10 protein-coding genes are annotated in these 15,517 nt (G+C 46.5%); 4 read left to right on the plus strand and 6 right to left on the minus strand.

The features are described from left to right. The first annotated feature begins 503 nt into the window (after positions 1–503). Complete coding sequence (locus tag MKX59_RS18080) at positions 504–1,778, plus strand: oligosaccharide MFS transporter (RefSeq protein ID WP_071558907.1); 1,275 nt, start codon at positions 504–506, stop codon at positions 1,776–1,778. Between the two features lie 96 nt (positions 1,779–1,874). Here the strand turns inward: MKX59_RS18080 and MKX59_RS18085 are convergent, their stop codons facing one another. Both MKX59_RS18085 and MKX59_RS18090 read right to left on the minus strand, forming a co-directional pair. After that, positions 1,875–3,578: a methyl-accepting chemotaxis protein gene (locus MKX59_RS18085; protein ID WP_071558908.1), complete on the minus strand. Its 1,704-nt coding sequence runs from the start codon at positions 3,576–3,578 to the stop codon at positions 1,875–1,877. A gap of 33 nt (positions 3,579–3,611) precedes the next feature. Beyond that, complete coding sequence (locus tag MKX59_RS18090) at positions 3,612–4,886, minus strand: ABC transporter substrate-binding protein (RefSeq protein WP_071558909.1); 1,275 nt, start codon at positions 4,884–4,886, stop codon at positions 3,612–3,614. Between the two features lie 243 nt (positions 4,887–5,129). Between MKX59_RS18090 and MKX59_RS18095 the strand changes: the two genes are divergently transcribed. Next, positions 5,130–5,978, plus strand: coding sequence for a copper amine oxidase N-terminal domain-containing protein (locus MKX59_RS18095; RefSeq protein ID WP_071558910.1), 849 nt, complete (start codon positions 5,130–5,132; stop codon positions 5,976–5,978). A 289-nt stretch (positions 5,979–6,267) separates the two neighbouring features. On the opposite strand, the gene MKX59_RS18100 is transcribed toward MKX59_RS18095, so the two are convergent. The 3 genes from MKX59_RS18100 to MKX59_RS18110 form a co-directional block, all read right to left on the minus strand. Beyond that, complete coding sequence (locus MKX59_RS18100; protein ID WP_028542774.1) at positions 6,268–8,109, minus strand: adenine deaminase; 1,842 nt, start codon at positions 8,107–8,109, stop codon at positions 6,268–6,270. A gap of 153 nt (positions 8,110–8,262) precedes the next feature. Beyond that, entirely contained in the window at positions 8,263–10,641 is a 2,379-nt protein-coding gene (gene helD / locus MKX59_RS18105; protein WP_233903858.1) for an RNA polymerase recycling motor HelD, read from the minus strand. 356 nt (positions 10,642–10,997) lie between these two features. Continuing rightward, on the minus strand, positions 10,998–12,029 hold the full coding sequence (locus MKX59_RS18110) for an FUSC family protein (RefSeq protein ID WP_175405266.1): 1,032 nt from the start codon (positions 12,027–12,029) through the stop codon (positions 10,998–11,000). A gap of 187 nt (positions 12,030–12,216) precedes the next feature. Between MKX59_RS18110 and MKX59_RS18115 the strand changes: the two genes are divergently transcribed. Then, positions 12,217–13,551 carry an MFS transporter gene (locus tag MKX59_RS18115; RefSeq protein WP_340858687.1) on the plus strand — a complete coding sequence of 445 codons (1,335 nt, stop codon included), beginning with the start codon at positions 12,217–12,219 and terminating at the stop codon, positions 13,549–13,551. Between the two features lie 81 nt (positions 13,552–13,632). Further along, a complete protein-coding gene (locus tag MKX59_RS18120; protein ID WP_053325197.1) occupies positions 13,633–14,802 on the plus strand; it encodes a glycosyltransferase family 4 protein in 1,170 nt (389 codons plus the stop codon). Positions 14,803–14,859: 57 nt separating this feature from the next. On the opposite strand, the gene MKX59_RS18125 is transcribed toward MKX59_RS18120, so the two are convergent. Further along, positions 14,860–15,492: a DUF2238 domain-containing protein gene (locus tag MKX59_RS18125; protein WP_023988099.1), complete on the minus strand. Its 633-nt coding sequence runs from the start codon at positions 15,490–15,492 to the stop codon at positions 14,860–14,862. Positions 15,493–15,517 lie beyond the last annotated feature (25 nt).

The raw sequence follows: 15,517 nt of genomic DNA on the forward strand, positions 1-15,517 counted from the left end.
CTATGTTTCTCCTCCTACTTAGTGAGCTTAATGAACTATAAGGGAATTTTACACTTAGGACTTATTTCTTACAAGACGTAGATGTAGTTACACACACCCGGTAGGTCTCGTAAAAGTTTTTAATTAGTTCAAACACCCATGTAACAGCATATTCTCATGTTATCGTCATATCGCTTACATCAAGAGCTACCTGGTTGCTTTTGGATAAAGAAAGTGAGTTAACTCTCAAGCGTTCGCTATGTTAGATTTCTTTAAAATCATACGCATTCTTCATCTCTGTTCGAAAGAGTAATACATAATCTGTTTTGTATATTTTACCATATTTAATCCATATCAGGATCGGCTGTTTTATTCGAATTATCAACTGATTGTAATAAGCACAGGAAATCTTGGGAAAATGCCCTATGGAAGCATCTGAATAATCCTTACAATTAATAGTACAGACAATGCATATTGACGTTGTATACAATTTGAGCCGCTACAATTTAAAGGGGTGCTTAAACATGATGAATTTGGCAAAACGCAACTATTGGTCTTTGAGTATTTTTAACTTCGCTTATCTGTTTACATGGTCTGCCGCCATGTCTTTTTTTGTCATTTGGCTGGGACAAAGCCTGGGAATTTCAGAAACCTACACGGGATTTCTATACGCGGCTAATTCAATCGTCGCCTTGATTATGCAGCCCCTGTTCGGTTACTTATCTGACAAGCTGGGCTTGAGAAAACATCTGCTGTACATACTCTTTACAATCCTTTTGCTCGTCGGACCCTTTTTTATCTATGTGTACGGTCCATTGCTTCAAACGCAGTTCGTCATTGGTGCCATTGTTGGTGCGCTATTTATCGGCCTGGTGTTTAATGCAGGTAACGGTGTCGTCGATTCGTATATGGACAAAGTTTCGCGTAAATATGGCTTTGAATACGGACGGGTTCGTATGTGGGGTTCGCTCGGATGGGCGGCGGCTACTTTTGTTGCTGGACGGGTCATCAATATCAATGTAAATCTGACCTTCTGGATCGCCTCGGTATCTGCCATTGTTGCCATGATCTGCATCTTCCTGACCAAAGTCGAAATTTCCGGACAGGAGCAGCAGAAAACAGAATCGTTAAAGCTAATTGATGTACTGCATCTCGTACGTACCAAAAAGTTCTGGTTTCTTATGCTATTCATGGTTGGCGTGACCCAAATTTATGAGGTATATGACCAACAGTTTGCCACATACTTCGTATCGCAGTTCAGTTCCAAAGCGGAAGGAAATCAATTCCTTGGCGATTTGAGCGCTGTGCAAGTTTTCCTGGAATTTGTGTTCCTTTTCGTTACCCCTTGGTTTGTGAACAAAACGACCGCCAAATGGGCATTAATTATTGCCGGATCGATTATGTCTTTGCGTATTATCGGCTCTTCGTTGCCATTCGGTTCCATATGGGTCGCTGCAATGAAGATGATTCACTCCCTGGAGAAACCGCTTATTCTGGTAGCCATCTTCAAATATATTACCGTTAACTTTGACCAGCGCCTGTCCTCCACCATGTACCTGCTGTATTTGTTTATGGGCTCCCTGGTGGTTTCCATTTTCTCGCCCATTGTCGGGCATATGTATGAAGTATTAAATTTCCCGATTACCTATGTAATTCTGGGTTCCATTGCAGGCCTGTTCACCATCATATCCTGCTTTACACTGACAGCAGACAAGAAGAATGGGGAACGGTATCTGGAGGAACGCCGTAAACAAGATTTGAAAAGAGCAAACAAAAAAGCTGAAGCAGTTCATTCGTAATCTAATGGTTTGAGCTTAACAGAACAGCGGCAGTCTAGGACTTGTTTTTCTCGTCCAAGGCTGCCGCTCTTAAATCCAGTTAATTTGAAGCTTATTTTAAATCTTGAATACCGACACCGTTTGATTCATCTCTTCCGCCCGCTTGGCAAGCATGTTAGCACCTGCAGACACTTCCTGCATGGAAGCGGTAGTTTCCTCGACCACGCTTGCGACTGTTTGAGTAGAATCGGCTGCACGTTCGGAGATTTCAGCAATTTTTCTCATAGATTCCACCATAGAAACGGTTCCTTCATTTACAGATCTTGCTTCTACAGCCGCAGTGTCCACCTCACCGCTCACTTCTTCAACGGCACCTACAATCTCAGAAAAGACGTTACCGACACCTTCGACAAGCATCATACCTTCATTCAGAGATTGAACACCTTCATTCATTGAAATCACAACTTCATCTGTTCTTAAGGTAATTTCGTTGACGAGCGAAGAGATCTTGCCTGTTGCTTCACTTGCTTGTGCCGACAGATTGCGTACTTCATAAGCGACAACCGCAAACCCTTTTCCCTGCTCTCCCGCCCTCGCAGCTTCTATACTCGCATTTATTGAAAGCAAGTTGGTTCGGGCTGCTATTTCACGGATCATAGCTGTGATCTGTCTGATCTCCGCAGACTTTTCTCCTAGAATATTTACCACTTCAGCGGATTGAGTTACCTTGGTATGCACATCTCTTATTTGGGAGACAGTCGAAGACATTTGGGTTTTCCCGTTGTTTGCTTTTTCTTGTGCTTGGGTTGTGAGATTAGCCACATGAACAAAGCGATTCGTTATGTTGTCTACACTTTTAGAAACGTCTACCGTGTAATTCAGCGTTTCAGCTATATCTGCAAGCTGTGTCTGAGATCCCTCTGCAACTTGAGTGGCACTTATAGCTATCTGCTCGGTAGCGATGCTTGTCTGTTCCGCACTGGCCGTTAACTGTTCAGCCGTAGAGGCAACCAGTAAGGAATTATCCACAACTTCCTTTAAAAGGTTGCGCAGTGAATCGCACATTTCATTAAAATCGGATGCCAGTTCCCCGACCTCATCTTTTGATCGGACCCTAAGGGGTTCCACTTGCAGGTCCCCCCTCGTTACCAGCTTTATCTGTTCCGCTATCTTTAATATGGGCTTAGTGAACGATTGAGCCAGTAAAAAAGAACCAATGATTCCAAGTATCGTACATATGATCGTCAGAGAAATCATTAAAATTCTACCTGAATGGTAAGATTGACTCGATTGATTAGCGGCATCAGTAGCGTACTGCTCATTAAGTAGCTTCAGTTTATTTACATCGTCTAATGCTGCCTTATAAATAGAAGAATTTCCATGAATGATCATGTAGGCCATCACTTTGTCGTTTTCTTCCATGGCAGCGGAAACCACTTTGAGATGGCGAAGATACATTGCCCACTGACCATAAAAGTTGGTGAACAGTTCTTTTTCCTCTGCCGTAGAGGCTAAACTTTGATATTCATTTACACTCTTATCCATTGAAGCAGTAGCTTTGGTTAGTTCTTCTTGATAAGTGCTGCGAACAGCCGCATCCTCTTCAAGTATCAATCGAACGGTGAGTCTATCGATTTCTGTAATCTGCTTATCCATACCCTGAAGAAGAATAACCGCGGGTAAAGACCTGTTATTTACCTTGTCAGAAGCCTCACCCATTTCCGACATCTTAATGACGCCTATAACACTTGAAAGGGACAGTACGATAACCAGTATGAGTGCTGCACTAATTATTTTTTTCTTTAACGTTAATTTAATCATCTTTATCTTCCTCCCGTAACTGGTCTCGTATCATCACTGCTGAGCTTTCCAGTATATGCGTATTTGGCGCAACAGCTCAGCCTTATCTATCTTTCCACTGATGTAGCTTTGGATAGATGCTCCTGTGATGGCTGCATGATCAGGTGGAAGGGTTGACATAAACGGCAGCGTCTTTCCGCTCGAGATATACGACTTGATTGATCTTCCCAAAGGATCGGCAGGCTCTAAATCAATATTTTTGAACGCGGGTACCGTATTAGCCTTGTTTACCAGAAAATCTTGTCCGGACTTGTCGTATACCAGCCAGTTCAGAAACTTCTTTGCTTCCTCTTGCTCCTGAGGTGTGGTAGCTGTGGAGTCAATGAAAATATACTTTGTTACACCGACTGTAATCTTAGCATTGTTAGGGTCATCCGTATTATCGCTTAACGGAAGGGGCAAAAAACCGTATTCCTCATTTGCTGTATCATTGCTCTTAATCCCCGCCCAAGCCCAGTTGCCCATAAACCAAAGCCCCACTTTTCCCTCTCCTAATGCTTTAGCTCCATCGTCATACGTGCTGTCCAAAGGCGAATTCTTATTGATGCTGTTATCCTTGAGTAGGTCTAAAGTTTGTACCCATCCAGACATCACACTGTTTTGGGACATGTCTATGGAGTTATCCTGCATACCTTTAACAAACTCCGGAAAACCCCCAGGCTGAACAGAATAAGACAAAGCTAAAAGATGAGAGCCGAGAGACCAGTCCATTGGTGAAAGCATGACCGGTGCTACTCCCGTCTTCTGAATCCTAGCCATTAATGAGTTCAGGCTGCTTCTGCTTTTTACCGAGGAAGCATCAAAAGCCCCACCTGTTGCTTTGTCCAGCACTTTCTTATTGTAAATTAATCCGTAGCCTTCCACTGCAAATGGAAACCCCAGCACAGCATCACTTTTCTTAACGGCGTCAAGTCCATTTTCTATCGTATCAGCTACCCACTTTTCTTTGCTTAAATCAACGGCTTTATCCAGAAATTGCTGAGCATCCCCAGGATCCAGCATCGACATGGTAGCGGGACTTCCTGAGCCGTACATCGACATCAGCTTTTGATATGCAGACGTCCCCTCAGGAGCGGTAATAATCTCCAAAGATACTTCAGAGTGCTCTTGATTGTATTGTTTTGCTACTTCTTCTAACTGAGTTTTTATTTCACTTTTGGAATTCAAAAGTGTAATCTTGGTCGTCTGCTGTGATACTGGTGAGGCTGAGCAACCTATAAACATCATTAAACATGCTAGAGAAATCGCAACTTTTAGCTGTATTCTCATTAACTTTCCCCCTAAGGATTTACTTTGATAAATTTTATGAATAATATTCAATGTTATCGACATAATTCCCCAGGAAGATTAGAAGTTTAAAGTTGGTAAATGTCGGAAGTTAATTAAATAGTACAAACTGGTTGTTACGTTAAGTTAACAGACAGGACAGCGCAACGATCTTTATCCAGTTGCGTCTTAATATGGGGTAAAGTTGCTGTGCAACAAATTAAACCAAGAAAGGAGCAATCATTTATGAAAAAAGCTTTCTTTGGGGCTTTTCTTACAATTTTTTTATTTATTTCATCGTCCACTACTTATGCAGCAGAAAATCAAATCAAAGTTGACGGTGTGACTACTACATCCGATGTGAAGCCCGAAATGAAGAACAAACGCACAATGGTACCTCTACGTGTTATTAGTGAAAGTTTGGGGGCTAGCGTCGAGTGGTCCAATTCCGAGGTTATTCTCGCAAAAAGCGATATGAAAGTGAAATTAGCAATAAATAGAAGCACCGCGGAAAAAAACGGAGAAAAGATACTGCTTGATGTAAAACCATACACGAAAAATAATCGCATATATGTTCCACTTCGTTTTATTGCAGAGACGTTTGGCTGTAATGTCAATTACAACAACTTTGCAGTGACTGTTGATACTAAACCATTGTTCATAGACGGTGTACAAGTAAAAGCATTGCAATATGAATACCATATGTTTATGGGCGGCGTAGTTCAGCAAATTAATGTAAATGCATTTAATGAAACCATTTATAATATTTTTGCAAAAAACATAGGTGAAAAGGTTGAAGCACCTGCAAACTACTCTTGGAGCTTCACTATTGACACATTTGGGTCTTATTATAAAAATGCACAATATGATTTCTTAGACCAAAAAGGGAAAAGCTTAGTTCGTTTTGATATTTATTCTTTAATTAGTCCTGTTCCATCTGAACTTTCAACAGAATATCCAGAGATTTTAGTTCATGACGTATCGAAAGATGAGTGGTATTTGTTTAACGATACCGCAAGAAAATCCATTAATCAGTTAATGTTTACCGCTGGGAAAAACGGTTTTCTGAAGATTATAAGTAACACAACTGTATAATGTGATTTTTTCTAATTACACTTTTTTCGTCTCCAAAAGATAAAAGGCAAATTCCCTGCTGAATATGCTTCACATGGGTTTGCTCTACAAACCTGTTCCAATCCTGCTCTATAATCGAGGCTTGATGAGCCATCTTTTCTAATGAACGATAACAGGGATGCATCTGCTCACCACTCCTTGACTTTTATAAAGGAATCGAAGATAACTTTTTTGGCTTCGTATATGAAAAACAGGGGTTATCCCTCAGGTCTGGGCAGACCTGCAGGACAACCCCCAGCGACGTGTTCTATCAGACTTCCGCAGCATCCTCTTCCACGAAAAGAGATACCTTGCGGATGCCATCCGCTCCGATCACGACAAGCCCCTGATCCGACAGACGGATTTCAGGGATAACGACCAGTGCGAGCAGTGACAGTGTCATCAGCGCGTTGTTCAGCATGCAGCCGGATTGCTGAAGCGCCCGGCTGATACTTTCGGACTGCGCAGCCACCTCTGCAAACGGAGCTGGGGACATCAGCCCGGCGATAGGCAGCGGGAAGCGCGTCTCACCCGAGGCGGATACGACGACCACGCCACCACGCAGGGCAACAGCCTGCTTCGCCGCCTGGGTCATGAGCTCGTCATCATTACCAATGACGAGCAGGTTGTGGCTATCATGCGCGACGGTCATGGCAATCGCAGCCGGCTCGGTGAAGCCTACACCTGTTACAAGTGCAACCGCGTGACTGCCACTGGCATGATGGCGCTCGAAAACGGCTATTTTGCACAAATCCTGTGCAGAATCTGCCGTGACTTCTCCATTACGGACCGGAACGGTCATCCGCACTTCCTTCGTGTCCACGTGATTTTCCGTAACACGAATCACTCGTACAGGTACATCCCCCTCCTGTACTGGAGCCGCAATGCGGAAATCTGCAGCACTCAGCTCTCGCCCCAGATGGACGGTGTCCATCACTTCCGCAGGATAATCGAAGCCGTCCCAATCGGCGACCATTTGACCGTGCTCGGCCACCAGCTGGCCCGCTGCGATGGTAGCCGTCACATTCACTTCGGCCAATCGGCCATCAAGCAAAATAATGTCGGCAATCGCACCCGGAATGATCGCTCCGATATCCCGTGCCACGCCGAAGCGCTCTGCCGTATTCAGCGTGGCCATCTGAAACGCGGTTACGGGCTTGACGCCCTGTGCAATGGCATGACGCACGACGAAATCCATCTGTCCTTCATGGAGCAAGGATTCTGCGCTGCGGTCATCCGTTACCAGCATCATGCGGCGCGTGTCGAGACCCATTTCCGTGCTGGCTCGGATCGTCTCGGCCACATCATGCCATGCGGAGCCTTGCCGCATCTTGGCATACATGCCGAGTCGGATACGCTCGGCTACATCCTCGGGCGTGACACACTCGTGGTCGCCCGTAATTCCCGCGGCTGCATAGACCGGCAGACGCCAATCATCGGAGGCCCATGTAAAATGGCCATCCGCCACCTTGCCCGCGCGCAGCGTGGCCTGAATTTCCCCGATCATCACATCGTCTCCATAGACGACACCAGGGAAATTCATGACTTCGCCCAGCCCGATCATATCCGGGCCCCAGCTTAACGCCTCTGCGACTTCCGCCGGGCCGAAGGAGGCACCCGTCGTTTCCAGTTCCGGACCTGTGGACGGCACGCAAGAAGCCACCTGCATGTAAGCAGCAAGCGGTGTCGTACGTGCTTCGTCCAGCATCAGACGAAGCCCTTTTAGACCCAGTACATTGGAAATTTCATGCGGGTCAAAAAAACCACCCGTCACTCCCAGCGGCAGTACAGCCTTAGCGAACTCAGTTACGGTCAGCTGTGTGCTTTCGATGTGACAATGTCCGTCCAGTAACCCCGGTGCCATATAGCGGCCTTCGGCTTCAATGATTATGGTGTCTTCTCCAATCGTATGACTGACGTCCCTACCGACGTAAGCGATACGAGAACCTTGCACAGCAATAGACATGCCTGGCAGCAATTCGCCCGATACCACATTGACCAGCGTTCCTCCGCGGATCACCAGCGATGCCTTGCGCTCCCCTCTAGCTGTAGCCACCAGCTCGGGTACACAGTCCGCCAGCGGCGGGCGTTGAAATACACTCTTCATGTCCATTACGTTTGTAACCTCCGTTTATGCTTCTTACCTGTTTTTCTTATTTGCTTATGTTACTGGAATACGCTCCATAATGCCAGCCAACTCTACATCTATTCAAGCATCGCATGGGTTTCTAAGGTATTTGCCCCCAGCTGATTGCCAATGTCCTCTCTATAGAACACGATCACGTTCTTCCACTTTGCGAGTATACGTATCCGAATCCCGTAAACTCACGAATGGCGTAATCTCCCCTATGCTATAAATATGCAGCAGATGCATCGCTCGCGTACAGGCGGTGTAGAATAACTTACGCTCACTCTCACGCTGGTATTGTTTCGCTGATCCGTCATAAATCAGGACCGCATCGAATTCCACGCCTTTTGCCAGGTAGGCCGGAATGATATGAATCCCCTTTTCAAAAGCGGGAGTTGTTTTCTTAATCAATTTTGGCTTCACTGACAGCTTTCCTTCCAGCGCTTCGTAGGCTGCCGCGCTTTCGTCAGCATTTTTACAAATCACCGCGATGGATTCATAGCCTTCTGCCAACAATTCTGTGACATTCCCAGCTATCTGTTGATGCAACTTTTCACGCGAATGCACCTCGGTTACAAGAGGCTTCTCACCCTTACGATTAAACGGTACAATGTGCTCTCCCCCAGCGACCATCCCCCGAGTAAATTCCACAATCTCCTGTGTTGAGCGATAGCTTCGTGTCAGGGAAATCATTTCGGTCTGATCTGCACCATACAAGTCATACAATGGCTCTGCATCCTGAAGCACCGAGGCATGGGCATAGATAGCCTGATTAAAATCACCCAGTGCCGTCATTTTAGCCTGTGGAAATAAGCGCTTGAAGAAAGCCAGTTGGAATGGGGAATAGTCCTGTGCCTCATCAATAAACACGTGACGGATGTTGCTATTAGAACGGAAACCCAGCATCAACTCACGCAAATATAAAAAGGGTGTCACATCCTCATACGCTAACTCCCCAGCCTGAATTCGTTCCAGAGTTTGTCGACTAATTTCACCCCAGCTGACGGGCAGCTCTGCATGATTCGCCAGTTGGCTCAGCAGCGTCTCGTTCATAAACAGCTCGCTGTAGAGCCGGGTCGTATCTACGAAGCGAAGCGCCTTAATCCATTTGCGCAGGGGCTTTAAGCGGTCACTGACCACCATACGCGCCAATATTTCTCTTTCACGCGTAAAATCGTCGAAGGTATCGCCCTTATTCTTGGATTTACGGCGCATGCGGTTATAGGCACGCTGATAATCCTCCGGCTCCATCAGATCCATCTGTTGATCCACCCATGGGGCGGAGCATTCTTCCTTACCAAAGCGGGCCAGCTCTTTGAGCATCCAATCCCGCAGCAGTTCCAATCGGTTCGCCAGCCGCACCGTAGAGTCGAATTCATAAAACTTGCGTGCCATTTGCTCTACTGAAACCACCTCACGTCCCTGAAAGCGGATGGGTTTAAAACGCATTCCCTCCTGTTCCAAATACGTCTTGTAGCCTGTAATCACATGTAAGAATGTCTTGGACGACTTAAAGCGGATACCCTCCATCCTAGCTTCATACCCAGGCTGTAACGACGCTGAAAGCACATATTCCAGCTGTTCAAATGGATCTTCTAACTGAAACTCCCGGCCCAAACGCCGCTCCAAATATTCCTGAAACGTGGCCTGAAGCATATTTTCCTCACCCAATTCAGGCAATACTGTCGATACATAACTGTTGAACATCGGGTTAGGCGAAAATAACACGACCTGATCCGCTCGTAAGCGATCCCGGTACTTATACAGCAAATACGCTACTCTCTGAAGCGCAGCAGAGGTTTTGCCACTTCCCGCCGCCCCCTGAACAATGAGCATCCGACTTCGATCATCACGGATGATGCGATTCTGCTCCTTTTGGATGGTAGCGACAATACTTTTCATTTGAGCATCCGAGCTGCGGCTCAATACTGCTTGAAGAAGTTCGTCTCCAATCGTCACCCCTGTATCGAACATAAAACGGATCTGTCCATCACGGATCGAGAATTGGCGCTTAAGCGTGAGTTCCCCTTCCATCTCCCCTGCCGGGGTCTTATATGAAGCGGGCCCCGGCATGTTATCGTAATAAAGATTGGAAATAGGCGCGCGCCAGTCGTATATCAGAAACTCCTCATCTTGATTATCCAGCAGGGAGGCAATTCCCAGATAAACACGTTCCGCAGTCTGCCCTTCCTCAGCAAAATCAATGCGTGCAAAATACGGTGAATCAAGTAACTTTTTCAAACGACCTAACGCCTCTGTAGAATGCTTGTGTCTTCGTTCCCGCTCAGACAAAATCTCAGACTGCTGACGCAAACTGGTGGACGTCTCGCCCACATCATCCGCCTCACTGAAATTGATCGTTACCTCATCCCAGAAGTCTTTACGCATATCGACGACATCTCCGCGCACAGAACCAACCTCTGTCTCTAGCTTCCGAATACGCCCGCTAATCACTGCGGTCACATCTTCTACTCTTCGTTGTTCTTCATTCCATTGCTGTTCAGTAGTCACTGACATCGCTCCTGTTCCGTTTCCTCCTGCTCCACGCAGGGCTCCCTTGCGTACAAACTATGCTCTATTATGGACCCGGGCATACTCACGGCATCCCCCTGATCCGGGAAAATTGACTAATCCTTTGAAGCATGCTATAATATAAAAAGAAGTGTGATTTACAACTTAAGCATATGGTTTTACCATAAAACAGAGCATCCTCTATTGTATCAAGTTCAGTCCCTGTTCGCAACCAGCGGGCTTTTTTTGTGCGTTCTGGCAACCTTCTATTAACCTGTTCTTACATAATTGAATTCATTACATAAAAAAGCGACCAGCCATCTGATTGATGAATGCGGTCGCTTTTCTTTTAGGAAATTCGCCTATCTGCTCTCTTCCACAGGATGAATATGATCGGCCAGTCTGCTCAGCCTCTCCAGCTGATGACCATAGTCGTACATCGCCGCAGCTACAATGGAAAGCCGCAGCATTCCCTCCTGACAATGGTCAAAACGTGTAATCGCATGCTTCATAAATTCGCCGTTGGCTTGCTGAAACAATTCACTTTCGTCCTCATTCGGTTTTAGCTTATTTTCGAATTTCAGTAGAGCATGCTCGTGAAAACGAATCAGTAGCTCCAGATGACTGTCAAAAAAAGCATCCGTTCCCTTTGGCCTTAAAGACTGGAAGTAGTGCCTTTCCACTGCATCCAGTACCTCATATCCTTTGTGCAAACTTCCGAGCATTTGTTTGTATACTACCATTTGTCTCGTTTGACTAAACTTAGAGCGCTTGAGTTTCTTCTGCTCTTCCTCGAACAAATGATATTTGTCCGAAAGCGATTTAATGGCTCCCTCCAGATTTCCTTTTTCCTCTTTAAAGACAGACTCCTTAATCTCATCGGAAATGGCAGTACGCAGCAACAAAGACATGCTGTTAAATACATTTTGAATCTGATTAATAAACTGCCTTTTCGGTTTCGGGGGAAAAACGCTAACATTGATGACAAAAGCAGACACAATCCCAATCAAAGTGAGCGCAAAGCGGGTCACCGCAAATTTCCAGTCTCCTGAGGCTTCCATTACAGAAACAACGGTCACAAGTGTCAATCCAACCGTATCAGCCATATTTATTTTCAGACATATCATAAGTACCAATACACATACCAGCCCGACTGCAATCGGCTCATTCGAAAATACCATTCCGCCCAGCAACGCCATGATTGCACCTAGTGTGCTTGTTTGGAGTTGATCCAGAAAATAACGCCACGACCTATATATCGACGGTTGCATGGCAAAAATAGCGGCTATCGCTGCCCCCACAGGCGAATGGGTGTTCAAAAGCGTGCTCAGAAAAAGGGCGAGCGTCACTGCGATTCCCGTTTTTAACACCCGTGCTCCAAAAGCCAAAGCCATCCCTCCTGCTTACCTTTCAAATTTATTCATACCGAATTACTATAATGAAAATTCAATGTAAAGTCCATGCTTTATTATTACCCAAATCAATCGGAGATCAGGAATATTTATGAAATGTACAGTTCCTGATAGAATACATATCAACAGAATTAACTTATTTTCAACAACGTCACAGGAGGAACTCATCGTGTCATGGATTAGCAAAATGTTAGAAGAGCCCCGAAAGTGGCCGCGTAATATCCGATTGTTTTTTATGGCCAATCTGCTGTACCAGATGGGTACGGGAATGTTTTCTGTGCTGTACAACCTGTATATCCAAAAGCTTGGCTTTGACGATGATATGAACGGCCAAGTGGTCAGCATGCAGGCGCTAGCGACGGCGTTGCTGTTCATTCCGGTCGGATTTTGGGGCGATCGGACGAGCCGCAAAAATATGCTGCTCATCGGCGCGTTATTCAGCGGCCTGGCCTTTCTCGCCCGTACCTTTACAGATACCAGTGGAAGCATGTTGGTATTTGCCGTAATCTCAGGTGTATTCGCCGCCTTTATTCAGGTGCTGGCTGTGCCTTTCTTAGCGGAAAGCATAAGTAAAGCCCAACGCTTAAAAATATTCAGCTATTACTCAGCTCTTGTACTGGCAGCCCAAGTCCTAGGCAGCTTCGGGGGTGGTGTACTCGCAGATGGGCTGCAGACGTGGGGAATCACACCGCTATCCAGTCTGCGGGTTGCTCTGTTCCTTGGAGGAATGGCAACATTGACCGCTTTTATTCCTCTATTATTCATCACAAAAACTACGGCAACCTTAGAAGCACCAGCTCCTGCCGAATCTTCACCTCAAACAGAACAAGTACATACGCCGCACAGTACATCCGATATACCTGACTCGGAGACGCCTGCTGCTTCTTCTGATCGCCGGGTTATTGGACAATTTGTTCTGGCCCAGTTTTTTCTTGGGTTAGGTTCAGGTCTGGTCATCCCGTATCTTAATTTGTATTTTACGAACCGCTTCTCCGTATCACTCAGCGCAATGAGTTTACTGATTGCACTCGGCCAGCTCATGACCATCCTCTCCATGTTGATCGGACCTACCCTCGGTAGCCGAATAGGACTGGTCAGAGCTGTAGTTGGCTTCCAAATGCTTTCGCTACCGTTCCTTCTCATTACAGGCTTTACGAACGTGCTATGGATCGCTTCCATCAGCTTTCTATTCAGGCAAGCGCTAATGAATGCAGCCAATCCGCTGCAAACCGCCATTCTCGTCGAACGTGTGTCAGATAAAAATCGTGGCATTGCCAACTCCATTCTCCAGACGACCTGGATGCTAGGCACCGCAGGTATGGGACCTGTACAAGCCTATTTGGTTACAACTTATGGCAACTACTGGGGCTATGCCATCACATTTAGCATGACAGGTGTTTTCTATATTTTGTCTTCCCTCGTCTATTACAGAATGTTCCGAGAAAAGCGCCCGTCCGCGGGCCAGCTTTTACAAAACCCGGCAAGCCCGTATACAAAATCATGACACAATAAAAGCCGGAGCCTCCAAGCGGACTCCCCTGGAACGTCATAGGATAAATGAGAATGGCGGAGGAGGAATGAAGGCATGCTTCGAGTTGCATTATTTACGGACACGTATACGCCTGACGTGAATGGCGCTGCTCTGACCCTGGAACGATGGATTGGCTATCTGGAGACACATGGAGTATCTACGCTCGTCTTCGCACCGGAGGCAGACCATCATCTGCCCTCTGGGCCGGGTGTGGAGCGATTTCGGAGTATTCCCTTTTTATTGTACCGGGAATGCAGACTTGCGATCCCCAACGCCAAACAGATCAACGAGCGTCTGTCAGCCTTTTCCCCGCATTTGATTCATGTCGCTACTCCGTTTAACCTTGGCCTGTATGGAACAAGCTACGCAGCCAAACACCATATTCCACTCGTCGCCTCATATCACACCCACTTTGATAAATACCTCGAATATTACAAGCTTCGCTGGCTTGAACCCGCGTTATGGAAATACATGCTCTGGTTTCACAGACATTGCGAAAGGGTGTATGTCCCTTCTCAATCAACCATGGAATTGTTGCGCAATAAAGGAATGGGGCAGCTCGAAATCTGGAGTAGAGGCATTGATACTGACCGATTTCAACCAAAGGTGGACCGTAATGCAGTATGGAGGAAATGGGGCGTTCATGCAGATGCATTTGTTATTTTGTATGTGGGCAGGCTTGCACCGGAAAAGGGGATAGACACGTTACTGGATTCCTATCTCCAGTTACCCGACGACGTCCGCGCAGCCTCTGTGTTGGTCATTGCAGGAGATGGTCCATTGTATAAGGTCAAAACTACAGCGGATATAGGGGTACCGGAGCATGCAGTCCACTGGCTTGGTTTTGTGAAAGGGCCGGAATTAGCTGAACTCTACGCCGCAGCCGACGTATTTCTCTTCCCTTCCACCACGGAAACCTTCGGCAACGTTGTACTGGAGGCTATGGCGAGCGGTACACCTGTGGTCGGTGCCAATGAAGGCGGGGTAAAAGATAATCTAATCCATGGAAAAACAGGACTATTGTGTCCTGCTGGGGACGCCGCTGCCTTTGCCAAAGCTGTACACCTGTTGTACGAGGATGCCTCACTTCGCGATTCTATGTCCAGATCGGGTAGAGCCTACAGCCTGGAGCAGACGTGGGACCGTATTTTTGAACGGCTACTGGACAGCTACATGGACGCAGCAACCCTACACCTCGACAGCCGTCCCATGACGCGAATGTAGCCTTCAAAAACAGCGAAATTCCAGATAGCATGATAAAAGCGAGGTAAATAAATTCTGCTAATACCTTAATTGTTTCAGCAGCTTGTTATGTACCCCACTCAACAAAATCACTGCGGTCAAGGCACCGATGAACGCAAGAAGCATATCCCATTGGGTATCCCATACATCTCCCTGTGTGCCCAAAAAGGCTTCTGCTGCCGTTCCGGTTGCCTTGGCTACAGCAAACTCAATCAGCTCGTACACAGCGCTGATCGCAAGACACACACTAACCGTGAGGAAAGTGAGCCAGCTCCCGCTTCCCAAGGCCGTTTTACGCAACAGCACTTCCCTGACAATGAGTGCAGGTACAAAACCTTGTACAAAATGCCCAAGTCGATCATAATAATTGCGCTCCAGTCCGAACGTATCCCGGATCCAGTTGAACAGTGGCATTTCGGCATAGGTATAATGTCCACCGACAATCAAGATCAATGCGTGCAGCCAGATTAGGGTGTATACCAGATTGGTAAACCGAAATCTACGGTACAAAGCCGTCAGCAGCACAGCTCCCAAAACCGCGGGTAGAACTTCCAGTACCCATGTAAAATAATCCACCGGGCGAATCAAGGACCAAATGAGGGCAAGCGCCAGCAATACAAGTAAAACAAGCGGGTAGCGATCATTTTTAGACCATGCCGTTGCCTGGTTCATCTTCATTCCTCCTCAGCCCAAAGCT

The organism is Paenibacillus sp. FSL R7-0340 (genome assembly GCF_038002205.1).
GTDB lineage: Bacteria > Bacillota > Bacilli > Paenibacillales > Paenibacillaceae > Paenibacillus > Paenibacillus polymyxa_B.

What these genes read in the sequence shown, in the direction of transcription:
- MKX59_RS18080 (WP_071558907.1), top strand. Translation starts at nt 504, where the DNA reads ATGATGAATTTGGCAAAACGCAACTATTGGTCTTTGAGTATTTTTAAC.
- MKX59_RS18085 (WP_071558908.1), bottom strand. Translation starts at nt 3,578, where the DNA reads ATGATTAAATTAACGTTAAAGAAAAAAATAATTAGTGCAGCACTCATA.
- MKX59_RS18090 (WP_071558909.1), bottom strand. Translation starts at nt 4,886, where the DNA reads ATGAGAATACAGCTAAAAGTTGCGATTTCTCTAGCATGTTTAATGATG.
- MKX59_RS18095 (WP_071558910.1), top strand. Translation starts at nt 5,130, where the DNA reads ATGAAAAAAGCTTTCTTTGGGGCTTTTCTTACAATTTTTTTATTTATT.
- MKX59_RS18100 (WP_028542774.1), bottom strand. Translation starts at nt 8,109, where the DNA reads ATGGACATGAAGAGTGTATTTCAACGCCCGCCGCTGGCGGACTGTGTA.
- helD (WP_233903858.1), bottom strand. Translation starts at nt 10,641, where the DNA reads ATGTCAGTGACTACTGAACAGCAATGGAATGAAGAACAACGAAGAGTA.
- MKX59_RS18110 (WP_175405266.1), bottom strand. Translation starts at nt 12,029, where the DNA reads ATGGCTTTGGCTTTTGGAGCACGGGTGTTAAAAACGGGAATCGCAGTG.
- MKX59_RS18120 (WP_053325197.1), top strand. Translation starts at nt 13,633, where the DNA reads ATGCTTCGAGTTGCATTATTTACGGACACGTATACGCCTGACGTGAAT.
- MKX59_RS18125 (WP_023988099.1), bottom strand. Translation starts at nt 15,492, where the DNA reads ATGAACCAGGCAACGGCATGGTCTAAAAATGATCGCTACCCGCTTGTT.